At 54.9% G+C, this 15,400-nt stretch carries 17 protein-coding genes; 6 read left to right on the top strand and 11 right to left on the bottom strand.

The genetic code is table 11. From position 1 onward, the window contains the following. Positions 1–32: 32 nt before the first annotated feature. From GS636_RS01585 to GS636_RS01545, 9 genes are read right to left on the bottom strand one after another with little or no spacing between them, the layout of a single operon-like run. Positions 33–1,253 (bottom strand): cysteine desulfurase, encoded by a 1,221-nt coding sequence (locus GS636_RS01585; protein ID WP_171668216.1) that lies wholly within the window; start codon positions 1,251–1,253, stop codon positions 33–35. Positions 1,254–1,264: 11 nt separating this feature from the next. Beyond that, positions 1,265–1,831, bottom strand: coding sequence for a YIP1 family protein (locus GS636_RS01580; protein WP_171668215.1), 567 nt, complete (start codon positions 1,829–1,831; stop codon positions 1,265–1,267). Further along, the gene (locus tag GS636_RS01575) at positions 1,828–2,313 is read right to left on the bottom strand and encodes a YIP1 family protein (protein ID WP_171089983.1); all 486 of its coding nucleotides are present in this window, start codon (positions 2,311–2,313) and stop codon (positions 1,828–1,830) included. The genes GS636_RS01580 and GS636_RS01575 overlap by 4 nt, the downstream gene beginning before the upstream one ends. Beyond that, positions 2,313–3,593, bottom strand: a complete 1,281-nt coding sequence (locus GS636_RS01570; RefSeq protein WP_171668214.1) for a SufD family Fe-S cluster assembly protein — start codon at positions 3,591–3,593, stop codon at positions 2,313–2,315. The genes GS636_RS01575 and GS636_RS01570 overlap by 1 nt, the downstream gene beginning before the upstream one ends. Further along, positions 3,593–4,348, bottom strand: coding sequence for a Fe-S cluster assembly ATPase SufC (gene sufC / locus GS636_RS01565; protein ID WP_171089980.1), 756 nt, complete (start codon positions 4,346–4,348; stop codon positions 3,593–3,595). Before sufC ends, GS636_RS01570 begins: the two co-directional genes overlap by 1 nt. A gap of 47 nt (positions 4,349–4,395) precedes the next feature. Then, positions 4,396–5,166: an FkbM family methyltransferase gene (locus GS636_RS01560; protein ID WP_171668213.1), complete on the bottom strand. Its 771-nt coding sequence runs from the start codon at positions 5,164–5,166 to the stop codon at positions 4,396–4,398. Positions 5,167–5,168: 2 nt separating this feature from the next. Further along, a complete protein-coding gene (gene sufB / locus GS636_RS01555; protein ID WP_171089979.1) occupies positions 5,169–6,689 on the bottom strand; it encodes a Fe-S cluster assembly protein SufB in 1,521 nt (506 codons plus the stop codon). Positions 6,690–6,707: 18 nt separating this feature from the next. After that, positions 6,708–7,751, bottom strand: coding sequence for a cysteine desulfurase family protein (locus GS636_RS01550; protein ID WP_171668212.1), 1,044 nt, complete (start codon positions 7,749–7,751; stop codon positions 6,708–6,710). A gap of 51 nt (positions 7,752–7,802) precedes the next feature. After that, positions 7,803–8,261: an Rrf2 family transcriptional regulator gene (locus tag GS636_RS01545; RefSeq protein WP_171089975.1), complete on the bottom strand. Its 459-nt coding sequence runs from the start codon at positions 8,259–8,261 to the stop codon at positions 7,803–7,805. A gap of 178 nt (positions 8,262–8,439) precedes the next feature. Between GS636_RS01545 and GS636_RS01540 the strand changes: the two genes are divergently transcribed. The 6 genes from GS636_RS01540 (at position 8,440) to GS636_RS01515 (ending at position 13,981) form a co-directional block, all read left to right on the top strand. Continuing rightward, entirely contained in the window at positions 8,440–9,093 is a 654-nt protein-coding gene (locus GS636_RS01540) for an alpha/beta hydrolase (RefSeq protein ID WP_170324952.1), read from the top strand. Beyond that, positions 9,093–9,338 carry a hypothetical protein gene (locus GS636_RS01535; protein WP_171089973.1) on the top strand — a complete coding sequence of 82 codons (246 nt, stop codon included), beginning with the start codon at positions 9,093–9,095 and terminating at the stop codon, positions 9,336–9,338. The genes GS636_RS01540 and GS636_RS01535 overlap by 1 nt, the downstream gene beginning before the upstream one ends. Further along, a complete protein-coding gene (locus GS636_RS01530; protein WP_171668211.1) occupies positions 9,335–10,504 on the top strand; it encodes an HD domain-containing protein in 1,170 nt (389 codons plus the stop codon). The genes GS636_RS01535 and GS636_RS01530 overlap by 4 nt, the downstream gene beginning before the upstream one ends. Positions 10,505–10,867: 363 nt before the next feature. Further along, the gene (locus tag GS636_RS01525) at positions 10,868–11,203 is read left to right on the top strand and encodes a multidrug efflux SMR transporter (RefSeq protein ID WP_171668210.1); all 336 of its coding nucleotides are present in this window, start codon (positions 10,868–10,870) and stop codon (positions 11,201–11,203) included. A 76-nt stretch (positions 11,204–11,279) separates the two neighbouring features. After that, complete coding sequence (typA, locus tag GS636_RS01520) at positions 11,280–13,097, top strand: translational GTPase TypA (protein WP_171668209.1); 1,818 nt, start codon at positions 11,280–11,282, stop codon at positions 13,095–13,097. Between the two features lie 464 nt (positions 13,098–13,561). Continuing rightward, a complete protein-coding gene (locus tag GS636_RS01515) occupies positions 13,562–13,981 on the top strand; it encodes a hypothetical protein (protein ID WP_171668208.1) in 420 nt (139 codons plus the stop codon). A 162-nt stretch (positions 13,982–14,143) separates the two neighbouring features. Here GS636_RS01515 and GS636_RS01510 read toward each other — a convergent pair whose 3' ends face one another. Both GS636_RS01510 and GS636_RS01505 read right to left on the bottom strand, forming a co-directional pair. Continuing rightward, the gene (locus GS636_RS01510) at positions 14,144–14,767 is read right to left on the bottom strand and encodes a transglutaminase-like cysteine peptidase (RefSeq protein WP_253762613.1); all 624 of its coding nucleotides are present in this window, start codon (positions 14,765–14,767) and stop codon (positions 14,144–14,146) included. A 345-nt stretch (positions 14,768–15,112) separates the two neighbouring features. After that, entirely contained in the window at positions 15,113–15,400 is a 288-nt protein-coding gene (locus tag GS636_RS01505; protein ID WP_171089965.1) for a DUF1330 domain-containing protein, read from the bottom strand.

Here is a 15,400-nt window from a genome sequence, read left to right as displayed (position 1 = left end):
TCGTGCTTGTCGCACCCAGTTTCAGATCAAAGTCAGGCGAATAGATCATGTGCCAATTCAAGGGCATCGATCAGTATGTCGACCTCTTCCGTGGTGTTATAAAGACCAAAGCTGGCGCGGCATGTTGCGGTCACGCCCAGGTGGTCCATCAGCGGCCCGGCACAGTGATGCCCGGCACGAACGGCCACGCCTTTTTTGTCCAAGATGGTAGACACATCATGCGCATGGCCTGCCCCGTCCAGCGTAAAGCTGAAAATGGCTGCCTTGTCTGGCCGAGTGCCCTGAACCTGCAACCAGTTGAGACCGTTCAAGCGCTGCATGGCATAGTCGCGCAGGCTTGATTCATGGGCCGCGATGTTCGCCATCCCCAGATCCATCATATAATCCAGTGCCACACCCAGACCGATCGTCTGAACGATACCGGGTGTACCGGCCTCGAACTTCATTGGCGGGTCGTTGTAGATGACCTGTTCCTTGCTGACCTCTTTGATCATGTCACCGCCGCCGATAAAGGGGCGCATTTCGGCCATACGTTCGGATTTGATGTAAATCGCGCCTGACCCGGAGGGGCCATACAGCTTGTGACCTGTGATCGCGTAGAAATCACATCCGATTTCTTCAACGTTCACCGGCATATGGACCGCGCCCTGGCTGCCGTCCACCAGAACCGGAACACCTTTGGAATGGGCACCTTCGGTGATGGCTTTGACATCTACGACCGTGCCCAGCACATTTGAACACTGGGTTACGGCAACCAGCTTGGTCTTTGGGCCAATCGCATCAATCACGGCCTGAGGGTCCAGCCAACCGTCAGAGTCCACATCCACCCATTTAAGAACAACGCCCTGCCGTTCGCGCAGAAAATGCCAGGGTACGATATTGGCGTGATGCTCCATGACGCTCAGAACGATCTCGTCCCCGGCTTCGAGTCGCGGCATTGCCCAGCCATAAGCAACAAGGTTGATCCCTTCGGTCGTGCCCGAGTTCAGGACGATCTCGTCCTCATTCGAAGCACCAAGAAAGCGGGCAATGGTGCCGCGCACGGATTCGTACTTCTCGGTTGCAAGATTGGACAGGTAATGCAAGCCGCGATGGACGTTCGAGTATTCCTCGGCATAAGCGCGCGTCACAGCGTCAATAACGACCTGCGGTTTTTGAGCCGAGGCGCCATTGTCCAGATAGGTCAAAGGCTTGCCATTGACCTGACGCGACAGGATCGGAAAGTCAAAGCGGATTTTCTGTACATCGTACATAGGCGTATTTCCTAGACGGGTCCGGTTGGATTGAACATCAGAACAATGGGAAGGGCGACAATAGCGGCCAAAAGAATTACGGCAAATGCCTTACCGAGCGAGCCGAATTGATGCGCCTCGTTCAGAAAATGCAGCGTTATGTAAAGGCTCCACCCCAAGGTCGCCAGCAGCAAGAGAAGCGTCAGAGCAGGCAAAGCCACGCTGGCAAAAACCATGGCCAGCAACGCGCCGCTTTGCAAAAAACTCAGCCAGATCATCAGGATCAACAAGCCGGAAAGCGTTGCACTGCCGCCAAGAACCCGTCCGACCAAAAGAAAGGCGACAACGCTCAGAAGCATCGCACCAGCGGATCGGATTAGAATGAACGGGATGCTTTCGGCCTCGGCGTTCACTGGGGCTTCGGGCGCCATAAAGATCAGGTCCGTGCTGAGTTGGATCAGGCAGTTAAAAACCACCACCAGAAAAAAGCTCAGCCAGACCGCTTCCCGCCCCAGATTCAATGCCAATATCTGACGGGCTGCTTCGGCAGGTTTCTTGAGCGTCAGAACCACCAGTGGGCCTATTTGTGGAATAGTCATTCAGCCGACCTTTGCACTTGTCTGAGACCGGATAACCAGAACCACACAAAAACAGCAACCCAGAGGATGCCCACAATTGACAAAGCAGGTCCGGGTCCGATGAACCCAGCCACCAGACCATTCAGCAAAACCAGCGGTGCAGACGAAAGCAGTGCCCAGAACAAGGCCAGCCTTGCCCCATAGGCCGAGCCCTTGCCGCCAACCAATCGCGCGGCCCAGTGCGAGACCAAAGCCAGAGTGTAGAAGAACAACGGCAAGATGAACACGGTGCCCAGCAGCGCACCGCCCAGAAGCATGTTCAGCTCAACACCTTCCAGATGCGCCTGGCGTGCGAGGCCGGGCATCTGCGCAATAAACGCGACGATGCAAAAGCCCATGACAAACACCAGTGCGCGGTCTTCACGTGGCCCCAAATCCAGAAGCCGGCGCACAACACGCCCCGGCCCCCGGTAAGTTGCCAAAATGTCTGACGAAAGAGCCATCAGCTGCGGCGGGCGAGCCACCCCTCCAGACGGCTGACAATCGCTTCTGCCAATGCGCTGTCTTCGACTTCGTCCACCGCTTCGGCCAGGAATGCAAGTGTCAGCATATTGGTCGCGTCCTTGGTCGGAACCCCGCGCGAGCGCAGATAGAACAGTGCGGTTTCGTCAATCGCGCCCGAAGTCGAGCCATGCGAACACGCCACATCGTCGGCGTAAATCTCAAGCTCGGGCTTGGCAAGGAACTGGCTGTCGTCATCCAGAAGCAGCGATTGGCTGATCTGGTAGCCGTCAGTTTTCTGGGCCCCTTCCTTTACAAGGATTTTGCCTTGAAACACACCAGTTGCTCCGTTGCGCAGAACCTTCTTGAACACCTGACGGCTTTCGCAATTCACTGCGTCATGGGTGATGAAGACCGTGTCGTCGTGATGAAAATCGCCATCTCCAACGCAGGCACCCGCCACATGGGCCACCGCGTCATCACCTGTCAGTTCAACGATTTGTTCGTTGCGGGTCAGGACGCCGTTTACGGTCAGCGTGAATGACTTATAGACCGATTCCGTTCCAAGACGGGTGAACATATGGGTCGCGGCGCGACGTTCATGGTCCCTGCCCTGCGCACGGACGTGGTGCAACGTACCGTTGTCCGCAATGTCGATCTCCATGCACTTGTTAAAGCGCGAAGCTGCTGGACCGGTTTCCAGGATGGTGGCCTCGGCCCCGCTTTCCACACGAACAACGTGATGCAGGATCGCGTCTGACGTCGACGACGCATGGCGATAGATCAGGTTGATCGGTTTAGTCGGCTTGCCTGTCACATGGATTGCAACACCATCCGACGCAAAAGCTGTGTTCAGCGCAGCCAACGGACGCTGAACCGGAGACTGGCCGCGGGCTTCCAAAACGCCATACAGATCTTTGGCCCAATGGATGTCTTTGCAGCAAATGTCCTCGAGGCGATCGATGCTTACGCCTTCCATCGACAGATCGTCCGACTCTTCGGCGCTGAACACACCATCCACGAAGACGATGTTGAGCCGATCAAATTCACTGAACACCAGAGGCTCATCATCGGCAAACACTGCAGCGGGGATCGCGTCGGGCGCGACAAGTGTGTCGGGCTGAGTGTATTTCCAGTATTCATCGCGCCGCCCCGGAAGACCGATTTCCAGAACACGTGCCAAAGCGTCTTCACGCGCGGCACGGGTGCAGCCAGCGTCGGGCATCGTCAGCGCAGATAGCCGCGCCTCGGTTGCGGATTGTTTGACTTCGGGCAAGGCCATCAGTTCACCTCGGCAAGAATGTCGGCATAACCGTTGTTTTCAACCTCAAGCGCCAGATCCGGGCCACCGGTTTTGACGATGCGGCCATCGGCCATGATGTGCACGACATCCGGTTTGATGTGATCCAGCAAGCGCTGGTAGTGCGTGATCACCAGGAAACCACGGCCTTCATCGCGCAAGGCGTTCACACCTTCGGCCACCAGTTTCATCGCATCCACGTCAAGGCCCGAGTCGGTCTCGTCCATGATGCACATCTTGGGTTCCAGCATAGCCATCTGCAGGATCTCGTTGCGCTTTTTCTCACCGCCGGAGAAGCCCACATTGACCGGGCGCTTCAGCATATCAGCGTCGATCTTCAGGGTTTTCGCCTTTGCGCGTACTTCTTTCAGGAAGTCGGCTGCCGACAGTTCTTCTTCTCCGCGTGCCTTGCGTTGCGCATTCACAGCGGTCCGCAGGAAAGTCATGTTGCCAACGCCGGGGATCTCAACGGGATACTGGAACGCCAGGAATACACCTGCTGCGGCACGCTCTTCCGGTTCCATTTCCAACAGGTCTTCGCCGTCCAGGGTGGCCGAACCTTCGGTGACTTCATAACCATCTCGACCAGACAAAACATAGCTGAGCGTCGATTTCCCAGACCCGTTAGGGCCCATAATTGCATGTACCTTGCCAGCTTCAACCGTCAGGTCCACACCTTTGAGAATTTGCTTGTCTTCTTCTTCAAGCTGCACGTGCAGGTTCTTGATTTCCAGCATTTTTTCCTCGGCTCTTATCTCTATTCGCGCGTCATCTTGCGCGGGTGTCATTTCGATTTAAACGTTTCGGTTTTTTCGGCCGGAACGATCAGGAAGTTTTCGTTGTCGCGGTCTTGGCCAAAGCTCCGAAGAGTTTCGTAGTTTTGCTCGGCCATCCATTTCTGAAAGAACGTGCGGTTTTTGTGATCAACCTCGACAAAGATGATGGGGCGCGTCGCAGCCACCGTGCGGGACAACCCTGCCAACACGTCCAGCTCCATACCTTCAACGTCGATTTTGATCAGATCCGGTGACATACCTTCCAGCAACGTATCACCGGCCTCTACCCGCAGATTTCCAGATCCCGGTGTCAATTGCGTGCCGCCTAGATTGCCCGCCTCAGGCTTAAGTTCAAAGCCAGAAGCAGCCTCGCGCCCTGCTCCAACACCCAGTTTCGAGCTGTCAACAACGTCTTCCAGGCTGTTAAGCTTGACGTTGCGCTTCAAGATGGCGATAGCGTCTGGGTTAACTTCGATTACGCGGACGATCTTGGTTGCGCAAACGCGCCCCCAATACACTGCATGGTTACCGATATTTGCTCCAATATCAGCGATTTGCGCGTTTTTCGGCAGATAGCGCGATATGTCTTGGAGCAGGCCAAGCTCATACACGTCACCCCAAAAATGGCGTCCTTGGATCACGTCACGTGGATTGGACACTTCAAACAGCAGAAATTGACCGCCGGCATCGCAATACCGCACGAAAGGGCCGCATAGGCTGACAAATACTTTGGCAACCGTGCGGTCAACGAACCGTTTGATCTTGGAACGCGGGCGCATAGTTAGCCGACGCTCCCCTCAAGCGAGATTGCCACCAGTTGCTGCGCTTCCATGGCAAATTCCATCGGCAGCGCTTGCAGTACGTCCTTGCAGAACCCGTTGACGACCAGCGCCACGGCCTCTTCCTCGTCCATTCCGCGCTGACGGCAGTAGAACAGTTGATCGTCATCCACTTTAGATGTCGTCGCCTCATGCTCAACACGGGATGAGTTGTTCTTGACCTCGATATACGGAACCGTATGTGCGCCGCATTTGTCTCCAATCAACAGAGAGTCACACTGCGTATAGTTCCGGCTATCTTTGGCTTTCGGATGCATCGAAACCAGACCACGATAAGTGTTCTGCGCCTTACCTGCGCTGATACCCTTGGACACGATGCGCGATTTGGTGTTCTTGCCTAGATGTACCATCTTGGTGCCGGTGTCGGCCTGCTGATAGTTGTTGGCAATCGCGATCGAATAGAACTCGCCCTGACTTTCGTTGCCGCGCAGGATGCAGGACGGGTACTTCCAGGTTACGGCCGAGCCGGTTTCAACCTGCGTCCACATCACTTTGGATCGATCACCCCGGCAATCGGCGCGTTTGGTCACAAAGTTATAGATGCCGCCTTTGCCGTTCTCATCCCCAGGGAACCAGTTCTGAACGGTCGAATATTTTACCTCGGCATCTTCTTCGACGATGATCTCGACAACAGCCGCGTGCAGCTGGGCCGTATCACGCTGAGGCGCGGTGCAGCCTTCCAGATAAGAGACGTACGAGCCCTTGTCGGCGATGATCAACGTGCGTTCGAACTGGCCGGTGTTTTCGGCGTTGATGCGGAAGTAAGTGCTCAGTTCCATCGGGCAACGAACGCCCGGCGGGATGTACACAAACGACCCGTCCGAGAAGACGGCTGAGTTCAGCGTCGCATAAAAGTTGTCCGAAACAGGAACAACAGTGCCAAGGTACTTCTTGACCAGTTCAGGATGCTCTTTGATCGCTTCTGAAATCGAACAGAAGATCACGCCAGCCTTCTTCAACTCGGCCTGAAAAGTTGTACCTACGGAAACCGAGTCGAACACCGCGTCCACAGCAACCTTGCGGCCTTCGGCTGGTGCATCTTCAGCGCCCTCTACTCCAGCCAGGATCATCTGTTCTTTCAGTGGGATACCCAGCTTCTCGTAGGTAGCCAGCAGCTTGGGATCGACCTCATCCAGAGATTTGGGCTTTTCCTCCATGGATTTCGGACGCGCATAGTAATACTGGTCCTGGAAATCGATTTCAGGGTAGTTGACCATCGCCCATTTGGGCTCTTCCATCTTGGTCCAGCGTTCAAATGCTGCCAGACGCCATTCGGTCATCCATTCCGGCTCATCATTCTTATCCGAGATCAGGCGGACGATATCCGGGTTCACGCCTTTTGGCGCGTACTCCATCTCAATGTCCGTGTCCCAGCCGTACTTATAGGTGCCGACCTCGCGTACCGCGTCCACGGTTTCCTGATCGACACCCTCTTTCACCTGGGTCTGGTCCAAAGCGGCCATAACTTACCCTCCGTCAGATCACGCGGCCCGCGCGCGATGCTTTTTCTCTTTCTCAAGCCACGTTTCGGCGAAACGCAGCACATCTTCTTTCGTTGTCCGAGGGCCCAGCGAAACGCGGATTGCGCTGCTGGCTGTCACCTCGTCGTATCCCATTGCGGTGAGCACCGCGCTGGCACGAACCTTGCCGCTTGAACAGGCAGAGCCCGCACTGACCGCAAAACCCGACAGATCCATCTGCATGACCTGGGTCTCACCTTTCCAGCCGGGGGCGGCAAAACACAGGGTGTTGGGCAGGCGTTGCTGCCCTTTCCCGACAAAAATAGGTGATTTTACAGCAGCCTCAAGAGCGTTTTCTAGAATATTTCTAAATTCTTCAACCTGCTCCCAAACACCACTGGCCAGGTCCCGTGCCGCCGCTTCAGCTGCGGCACCGAAACCCGCGATTCCAATGACATTTTCCGTTCCAGATCGACGACCCATTTCCTGACCACCGCCCTTGATCTGAGCTGGCAGATCAGTTCCGCGTTTCATAACAACCGCGCCAACACCCTTGGGGCCGCCCAGTTTATGCGCCGACACCAGGGCCATCTGGGCATACATCCAGTTGAACGCAATCGGAAGCTTCCCAAAGGCCTGTGTGGCATCTGTCACGGCCAATCCGGGCGGCAAGGACTGAACGATTCCGGTCTCGGAATTTGCCAGTTGAAGGGTCGAGGCTTCGGGTTCTGTTACCAATACCTCGCCAGCTTCAGAAACGCAGAGGTCTTCTTTGATCCAAGCCCTTACGGCATCATGTTCGACTGCGGCACCATGCAGGTGACGCCCAGCCAAAGTAAGAGATGCGCCTTCGGTGGAGCCAGAGGTGAAAACGATGTCCGCGCCATCCGCACCAAAGGCGGCTGCAACCTGTGCTCGTGCTCGTTCGACAAGTGCCTTTGCGGCACGGCCCTCAGCATGGACAGAAGACGGATTTCCGCAGACTTCCATCGCGGTAATCATCGCCTCTCGTGCCTCAGGGCGCAGAGGTGTTGTTGCGTTATGATCCAGATAAACACGATTCATGGATGCATCTTTTTGCCAACAAATTTCATATGCCTGTGTCGCTTCTTTGGATTACTCGTCCACCACCGAGAACAAGCTCGGCACTGCGGGGCATGGGGCCAGGTCGTTCTTGATCACGTCAGACAGGCGCGTCTGATGCAAAAACACATAGACATGCGCACTTAGACTTTCCCAAAGGCGGTTGGTCAGCGATTGCGCGCGGCTGCCGGAAGACGCACCCGAAGCTCCGGCCCCTTTTTGAAGGGCATCAACTGTCTCATCCACGGCGGCCAGAATTTCGACCACGCGAATTTCAGACGCAGGGCGCGCAAGGCGATATCCGCCACCCGGTCCGCGTACCGACGAAACCAGCTCGGCTCGGCGCAGCTTTACAAAAAGCTGCTCCAGATACGGCAGCGACACATCTTGGCGTTCTGAGATTTCTCCAAGGGTCACAAGTCGGTCGCTTGGTTGCAGCGCAATATCCGCCAAGGCAACCATCGCATATCGCCCTTTGGTCGACAGCTTCATTTTTAGCCCCTCTTTGCAGGAATTGCGCGAAATCATTGACGCCGACGTTGCCAGTGCGTATCTCCGACTGACAGCGCTGACGCGCAGTGAAATGTAATTAGAACCGTTCTAAGGTGTCCGACGATTATCGTCAAGTATATCCGGGCACCCGCGCGAAAAAGACAGGACCAAAGCACACATGCCCGAGGTGATTTTTCCCGGACCCGAAGGCCGCCTGGAAGGCCGCTACCACCCGCAAAAGGAAAAAGACGCACCGATCGCAATCGTGCTTCACCCGCATCCTCAATTTGGCGGGACCATGAACAACAAGGTGGTCTATAACCTGCACTATGCCTTCTATAACATGGGCTTTACCGTGTTGCGCTTTAACTTCCGCGGCGTTGGCCGCAGTCAGGGCGAGTATGATCAGGGCGTAGGTGAGCTGAGCGATGCGGCATCGGCACTGGATTATCTGCAATCGATGAACAACAACTCGAAACACTGCTGGGTCGCGGGGTTTTCATTTGGGGCATGGATCGGAATGCAGTTGCTGATGCGCCGGCCTGAAATCACCGGGTTCATCAGCGTGTCGCCACCGGCCAATATGTACGACTTTTCGTTCCTGGCGCCCTGCCCCTCATCCGGTCTGATCATCAACGGATCCGCCGACCGCGTGGCCCCTCCGGCAGACACCACGTCACTGGTGAATAAGCTGCATGAGCAAAAGGGCATCACGATCACTCATAACGAGGTTGAAGGCGCAGATCACTTCTTCCAGGATCGTCACATGGACACGTTGATTACCGATGTCAGCGACTATGTGAAGCGCCGCCTGACCGAGAACACCCGCTGATGTCCGACACCATCACAACTCTTGCGGCTAAACTGGCCGAAGATACGATGAAGGTTATGGACGAAACCGGGGAAGACCGTTTCTTTGTCGAAGTCGGCGAAGTGCTGGGGGCGGCGTCGCAGTCTTTGGAAGAGGCATTTCTAACTGAAATCCGCGTGCGCCTGGCCGAGCGTAAGGCCAGACAGTTTGTCATCAGACGCTTGGCTGCCCACCGCTCCAAACAAAAAGCGATAGAAAAACAATGAGTGAACGTTTGTCGACCCAGATTGCGTTTCTGAAACGGGCCGACATGCTGAAAACGGTCGAGCGTGCAAACGTCCTGCTCGACCAGTCCCGACCCGAAAACTCTGCCGAACACAGCTGGCATCTGGCATTGTGGGCCATGGTGATGGCCCCTCTGGCCGGGCCAGATGTGTCGATTGATCGGGTTATCCGAATGTTGCTGTTGCATGATTTGGTTGAGATCGTCGTAGGCGACCATCCAATCCATTTGGAAACCGACTGGGATGAGCTGGCGGACGCAGAACAAAATGCAGCGTCACAGCTGTTTGGTCTACTACCGGAAGATCAGGCGCATTTCTTTTTGTCCTTGTGGCAAGAGTTTGAAGCAGACAAGACACCAGATGCGCGGTTTGCAAAAGTTCTGGATCGCTGCCAGCCGCTGTTTCAGGTGCTGTGCGCGTCTGATCCCAGGCCAGACCATGTGGTTATTGCCCGCGCTAATCTGGACGGTGGCCGTGCGGCCTATCTTTCACGGGTCTTTCCACTGGCCTACCGTCACGCAAATGACCTCCTGACAGGGTCAGAGCCTCAGGACAATGCCTTTACAAGGCGGCTCGACTTTTTGACCGAAGCAGATCAGCTGAAATCGGTGATACGCGCGTCGCGCCTTATGGCTTCGGATCGGTTAGAAAACTCGGCAGAGCATTCCTGGCATATCATGCTTTACGCCTGGGTTTTGTCAGAACACGCACATTCCGAGATTCATGTGGATCGTGTGCTTCAGATGCTTCTTCTGCACGATATCGTCGAAATCGACGCCGGAGATCACCCTATTCACGGTCAGGTCAACCACGCCGAGCAGGAGGCAAAGGAACAAGCGGCAGCTCAAAGGTTGTTTGGTCTTTTGCCAGATGCGCAGCAGGTATTTTTCGCGGACTTGTGGCGGGAGTTTGAAGCTTGCGAGAGTGCAGACGCTCGATTTGCAAAATCAGTCGACCGGTTTCAGACACCGATTGCCAACCTAGAAAACGGTGGCGGTTCATGGATCGAATACAACGTAACTTTTGCCCAACTCGAAGCACGTGTGGGACCGGCGATCAGAAATGGGGCACCTGATCTTTGGAAATGGCTGCACCCCATGCTCGTCGGATTTTTCGATAACCGCGAAACTACGCTACTGGACGCGTGACAGAAAAAAAGGAGCCCAAAGGCTCCTTTTTCCCTTTCAAGTTCCGAGTGGCTTTAAAACACACGACTACCATCGAACTGTTGAACCACAATGGCTGCCTCATTTTCGACGGACCCCCCGTCAGCAAGCCACCCAACTGCCACTATCAGACCAGAAACCAAAATGACCGACTTTGCGAATGTCGTCATCGAACAATACTCTTTAACAAATCATAAAATATGAGCCAAACCTTACACTTATTCTAACCTGAGAATAGTCAGGTATACCTGACCTAACGGAAATTTTAGTTTGAGACTTGTCTTGCTTGTCGCGCGTGTTCCGTGTTCAAGGCGCACAAACCCTATAGCTCTGCGAGAGACCATAATGCCTCAAGCCTATCTGTTTCTGTTACTCGCCGTGATGGCGGAAACCATCGGCACAACCGCATTGCAGGCCAGCCAGCAATTCACCCGGTTTTGGCCGTCCGTTCTTGTTGTTTTGGGGTACGGGGTCGCCTTCTATCTTCTGGCGCTGACCCTCAAAACCATGCCTGTGGGCATCGTTTATGCAATTTGGTCTGGGCTGGGAATCTTTCTGATCGCGATCATCGGGTTCTTGGTGTTTGGTCAAAAGCTGGACTGGCCTGCGGTGCTTGGGCTGAGCATGATTCTGGCTGGAATTCTGATCATTCACCTGTTTTCGAAGACTGCAGGCCACTGATCCACGGTTAGGGCTGGTATATTTTGCCGCGCCGCGTTATGCGCGCGGCAACTTCCCGTTCAAAGGCTGACCTCTCATGGACCTGCGCAATATCGCAATCATCGCTCACGTGGACCACGGTAAAACGACCCTGGTGGATGAGCTGCTCAAACAATCCGGTGCGTTCCGGGAAAACCAGGCTGTGGCGGAACGTGCCATGGACAGCAATGATCTGGAACGTGAACGCGGCATTACCATTCTGGCCAAAGCCACCTCGGTCGAATGGAAAGATACCCGCATTAATATCGTCGACACCCCCGGCCACGCCGATTTCGGTGGCGAGGTTGAGCGGATCCTCAGCATGGTTGACGGCGTTGTCTTGTTGGTCGACGCTGCCGAAGGTCCTATGCCGCAGACCAAGTTTGTAACCTCCAAGGCGTTGGCACTTGGCTTGCGTCCAATTGTGGTTCTGAACAAGGTCGACAAACCCGATGCCGAACCTGATCGTGCGCTGGACGAATGTTTCGATCTGTTCGCCAACCTTGGGGCGGATGATGATCAACTGGATTTCCCAGCTATGTACGCCTCAGGCCGTTCTGGTTGGGCGGACATGGAACTGGACGGCCCTCGCAAGGACCTAAGCGCCCTGTTCGACCTGATCGTCGATCACGTCCCTGCCCCCAAGCAGACCGACCACAAGGAAGAGCCCTTCCGCATGTTGGCCACCACGCTCGGCAGTGATCCGTTTATCGGTCGAATTCTGACGGGTCGCGTGGAAAGCGGTACTTTGAAAGCAGGCGATAGCCTGAAAGCGCTCAGCCGTGATGGCACGCTGATCGAGAACTTCCGCGCCTCGAAAATCCTGGCGTTCCGTGGCCTGGCGCAACAACCCATCGATGTCGCCGAAGCCGGGGACATTGTGACCATTGCAGGTATGAGCAAGGCCACTGTGGCAGATTCCCTAGTCTCGCCACAGGTTGAAGAGGCCCTGCCCGCGCAGCCCATCGACCCGCCAACCATCACCGTGACCTTTGGCATTAACGATTCTCCCCTGGCGGGTCGCGACGGCAAAAAGGTTCAATCCCGCGTCATCCGAGATCGCCTGATGAAAGAAGCCGAGTCGAACGTTGCGATCCGCATCACCGACACCCCTGGCGGCGAAGCCTTCGAAGTCGCTGGCCGTGGCGAATTGCAGATGGGCGTTCTGATCGAGAACATGCGCCGCGAGGGTTTCGAGCTCAGCATCTCCCGACCGCAGGTTCTGTTTCGCGAGGAAGACGGTCAACGGTTGGAGCCTGTGGAAGAAGTCACCATCGACGTGGATGACGAATATTCTGGCGCAGTGATCGAGAAGATCACCGGCGCGCGTAAAGGCGAGTTGGTCGAGATGCGCCCGGCCGGCGCTGGCAAGACCCGCATCATCGCCCACGTCCCTTCGCGCGGCCTGATCGGCTATCATGGTGAGTTCTTGACCGATACACGCGGCACTGGCGTTCTGAACCGCGTGTTCCACGACTGGGCGCCCCACAAAGGCCAGATCCCCGGCCGTCGCGCGGGCGTACTGATCTCGATGGAGAACGGACAAGCCGTTGCTTATGCGCTGTGGAACCTGGAAGAGCGCGGCCGCATGTTTGTCGGTCCGCAGACCGATGTCTATCAGGGCATGGTGATCGGAGAGCATTCGCGCGACAACGATCTGGAGGTCAATCCGCTGAAAGGCAAGAAACTGACCAACGTGCGTGCAAGTGGTTCAGACGATGCGGTCCGTCTTACACCCCACGTTCAGTTCTCGTTGGAAGAGGCCATTGCCTATATCGACGACGACGAACTTGTCGAAGTGACACCCAACGCAGTTCGTCTGCGCAAGCGTTATCTGGACCCGCATGAGCGCAAGCGGATGGCCAAATCGGCGTGACAACCTGAACTTGTGGCTGACTCAAAGGGAAACAATGGCATAACTGTGGCATTTTTGCTTCCACTTGATCAAAAAACGATTTTCGAAAGGCCGGGCATAACGCCCGGCTTTTTCTTGAAAAGATAGGATTTTCTTCCTGAGGTTGCATTAATTTTTACCCTTTCGCCCTGACCACATCTTGCGATTAAGTCGATCTAAAGGTGTAAATGTGCCCGAAGTGTGACGTCGTTCACTCACACAAAAGTTTAAATAGTGCATAGAGATGCACGTGTAAGGTACCGAGTTCCGAGGAGTTAATGATGGTTTTTCGTTCCCTTAAGTTACCAGTCTTTTTTGCCGTAACGGCAGTTTTCGTTTTGCCTGTGACCGATGCGTTTGCAAGCGGAACGTGTACCGTGAAAACAGCCCGTCAATCCGCTGGGTCGCCGTCAGTCTTGTGCGAATGTGATGCTGTGACCACTGGAATGTTGCGGTATATTCAGCGCCGTGCAGACTTTGATGAGATTGTGGCCCGTCTGGGCGCCGAATGCTCTCCGCTTGCGGATCTGCTGACAGACCTTCCAACGGCATCAGTTGGATCGTCGGACACACGAGCGGGCGATGGACCGGCAAATGAAGGCACCGGAACCGACGGCTTTGGCGGGTTTGGTGACACACCCGACAGTGATGGCCCACAAGGTGATCCCGGTCCGCAGGGTAATCCTGGTCCACAAGGTGATCCAGGCCCACAAAGTGATCCCGGTCCGCAAAACGATCCCGACCCACAAGGTGACCCTGATCCACAAGGTGACCCTGACCCACACGGAGATCCGGATCCGCAGGACGATCCCGAACCACACGATCCGGATTATGATTATCCGGGTGACGGAATTGGTCTTCGGTAAATCAGACGAAATAAAGTACTTTCAAAGGTCGCCGCAACACTCGGCGACCTTTCTTAAGTGAAGTTATTGTTTAACGGATTTCGATCATTTGAAACCAATTTAACTATAGACGCTGTTGCCAAAGGCCGACCAGCTTCCATGTCGGTTCCTGTAAAATTAGCTCTAACTCTTACCGTAGACACCAACCCATCTTTGCGGTTGGTTAGGATCCTGCATGCGGAGAAAAAGATACCGCGTTGCTTTCCAAGGTTTGATGCGATTGGTCAAATTGTCCAAAACTAAATCACCGTTGGCCGAACGGTATATAAGGACCGCATGAGGGGTTCGGCGTGTATCCAGAACGGTGGCAATCAGCAATTTGTTCGGATCCACCCCCGCATTTATCAAATCCCGCTTCTTGAGCAGTGCAAAGTCTTCGCAATCGCCACCTCTGGTCGTTGGCAATGCCCACAACTCTCTTGTTTTGTACTGAGACTGATCAGTAACTTCTCGGGTCGAGGCGTTCACACGTCGGTTCACCTGCTTCACAATCTGCATTTCCGACTGACTGGAAAGTGCCGCCGATCGTTTTGCTGTGCACGCCCACCGATACTGGCTGCAAAGATTTCTTGCCCCGCTTGGTGGAGGCGAGGACGCGACGGCGGGAATAAAGCGACCTTCAGATGCTTGGGCATCTGTTGTCCCAAAAGGCGATGCAAGGAACATGGCGCTTAGACCAACAGCACATACAGCAGAGGTCAAAGCCTTTGCAAGCCGGTGGTTGGTTGATTTGATCACTGATGTCATGCCCATTCCCCGAGACAGTATCGTTACAACGACTGCCGATACCCAAGGACCATATTCCACTTTTTGAAACTATCCTTTAACGATCCTCAGTCGCAATCATTGAGAACGTGCAAATGAAAAAGGGCGAAATTTCGTTCCTTAATTTGACAATTTCGAGCAGGAATTGCCAAAGGACCGCCACAATCTTGCGGATCCATCAACGGAAAATTGTGAAGAGTTGTCCGTAAGCATTTGTAATCATAACAAAATAAAAACAGCCCGCAAAAACGGGCTGTTTTCCAGATACGCGCGTCATGTGTAAGCTGAAAATCGCTGAAATCAGCCAAACGGTCTACGGGCACACACCTATTCGGTGATTTCGACCACAACCAACTCTCTTTCGCTGGCATTGCGGGCGTGATTCAGCGCCTGCTGATACTCATCGGAATTGTAGCATTCGACTGCTGATTCTAACGATGGGAACCGGGCAACCACATTGCGCGGACGCTCTTTGCCTTCCAACTGAACGTATCGCGCGGCCCGAGCGATAAACTCACCACCATGTTTGGCAATGGCTGGCCCGGCTAGCTCGGCGTATTTCCCATAAGCCTCGGCATCCGTGACCGTGACATGTGCAATCCAGAGTGCAGCCAT

Source organism: Ruegeria sp. HKCCD4884, assembly GCF_013110855.1.
Lineage (GTDB): Bacteria > Pseudomonadota > Alphaproteobacteria > Rhodobacterales > Rhodobacteraceae > Ruegeria.
Note: the sequence above shows the minus strand (reverse complement) of the source record. Positions and strands in the feature narration are given on the sequence as shown.

Bases quoted from the DNA above. Each gene is read 5' to 3' on its own strand.
- GS636_RS01515 (WP_171668208.1), top strand. From the start codon at position 13,562: ATGTTGCGGTATATTCAGCGCCGTGCAGACTTTGATGAGATTGTGGCC.
- sufC (WP_171089980.1), bottom strand. From the start codon at position 4,348: ATGCTGGAAATCAAGAACCTGCACGTGCAGCTTGAAGAAGAAGACAAG.
- GS636_RS01535 (WP_171089973.1), top strand. From the start codon at position 9,093: ATGTCCGACACCATCACAACTCTTGCGGCTAAACTGGCCGAAGATACG.
- GS636_RS01560 (WP_171668213.1), bottom strand. From the start codon at position 5,166: ATGCGCCCGCGTTCCAAGATCAAACGGTTCGTTGACCGCACGGTTGCC.
- GS636_RS01540 (WP_170324952.1), top strand. From the start codon at position 8,440: ATGCCCGAGGTGATTTTTCCCGGACCCGAAGGCCGCCTGGAAGGCCGC.
- GS636_RS01505 (WP_171089965.1), bottom strand. From the start codon at position 15,400: ATGGCTGCACTCTGGATTGCACATGTCACGGTCACGGATGCCGAGGCT.
- GS636_RS01570 (WP_171668214.1), bottom strand. From the start codon at position 3,593: ATGGCCTTGCCCGAAGTCAAACAATCCGCAACCGAGGCGCGGCTATCT.
- sufB (WP_171089979.1), bottom strand. From the start codon at position 6,689: ATGGCCGCTTTGGACCAGACCCAGGTGAAAGAGGGTGTCGATCAGGAA.
- typA (WP_171668209.1), top strand. From the start codon at position 11,280: ATGGACCTGCGCAATATCGCAATCATCGCTCACGTGGACCACGGTAAA.
- GS636_RS01550 (WP_171668212.1), bottom strand. From the start codon at position 7,751: ATGAATCGTGTTTATCTGGATCATAACGCAACAACACCTCTGCGCCCT.
- GS636_RS01580 (WP_171668215.1), bottom strand. From the start codon at position 1,831: ATGACTATTCCACAAATAGGCCCACTGGTGGTTCTGACGCTCAAGAAA.
- GS636_RS01585 (WP_171668216.1), bottom strand. From the start codon at position 1,253: ATGTACGATGTACAGAAAATCCGCTTTGACTTTCCGATCCTGTCGCGT.
- GS636_RS01510 (WP_253762613.1), bottom strand. From the start codon at position 14,767: ATGACATCAGTGATCAAATCAACCAACCACCGGCTTGCAAAGGCTTTG.
- GS636_RS01545 (WP_171089975.1), bottom strand. From the start codon at position 8,261: ATGAAGCTGTCGACCAAAGGGCGATATGCGATGGTTGCCTTGGCGGAT.
- GS636_RS01525 (WP_171668210.1), top strand. From the start codon at position 10,868: ATGCCTCAAGCCTATCTGTTTCTGTTACTCGCCGTGATGGCGGAAACC.
- GS636_RS01530 (WP_171668211.1), top strand. From the start codon at position 9,335: ATGAGTGAACGTTTGTCGACCCAGATTGCGTTTCTGAAACGGGCCGAC.
- GS636_RS01575 (WP_171089983.1), bottom strand. From the start codon at position 2,313: ATGGCTCTTTCGTCAGACATTTTGGCAACTTACCGGGGGCCGGGGCGT.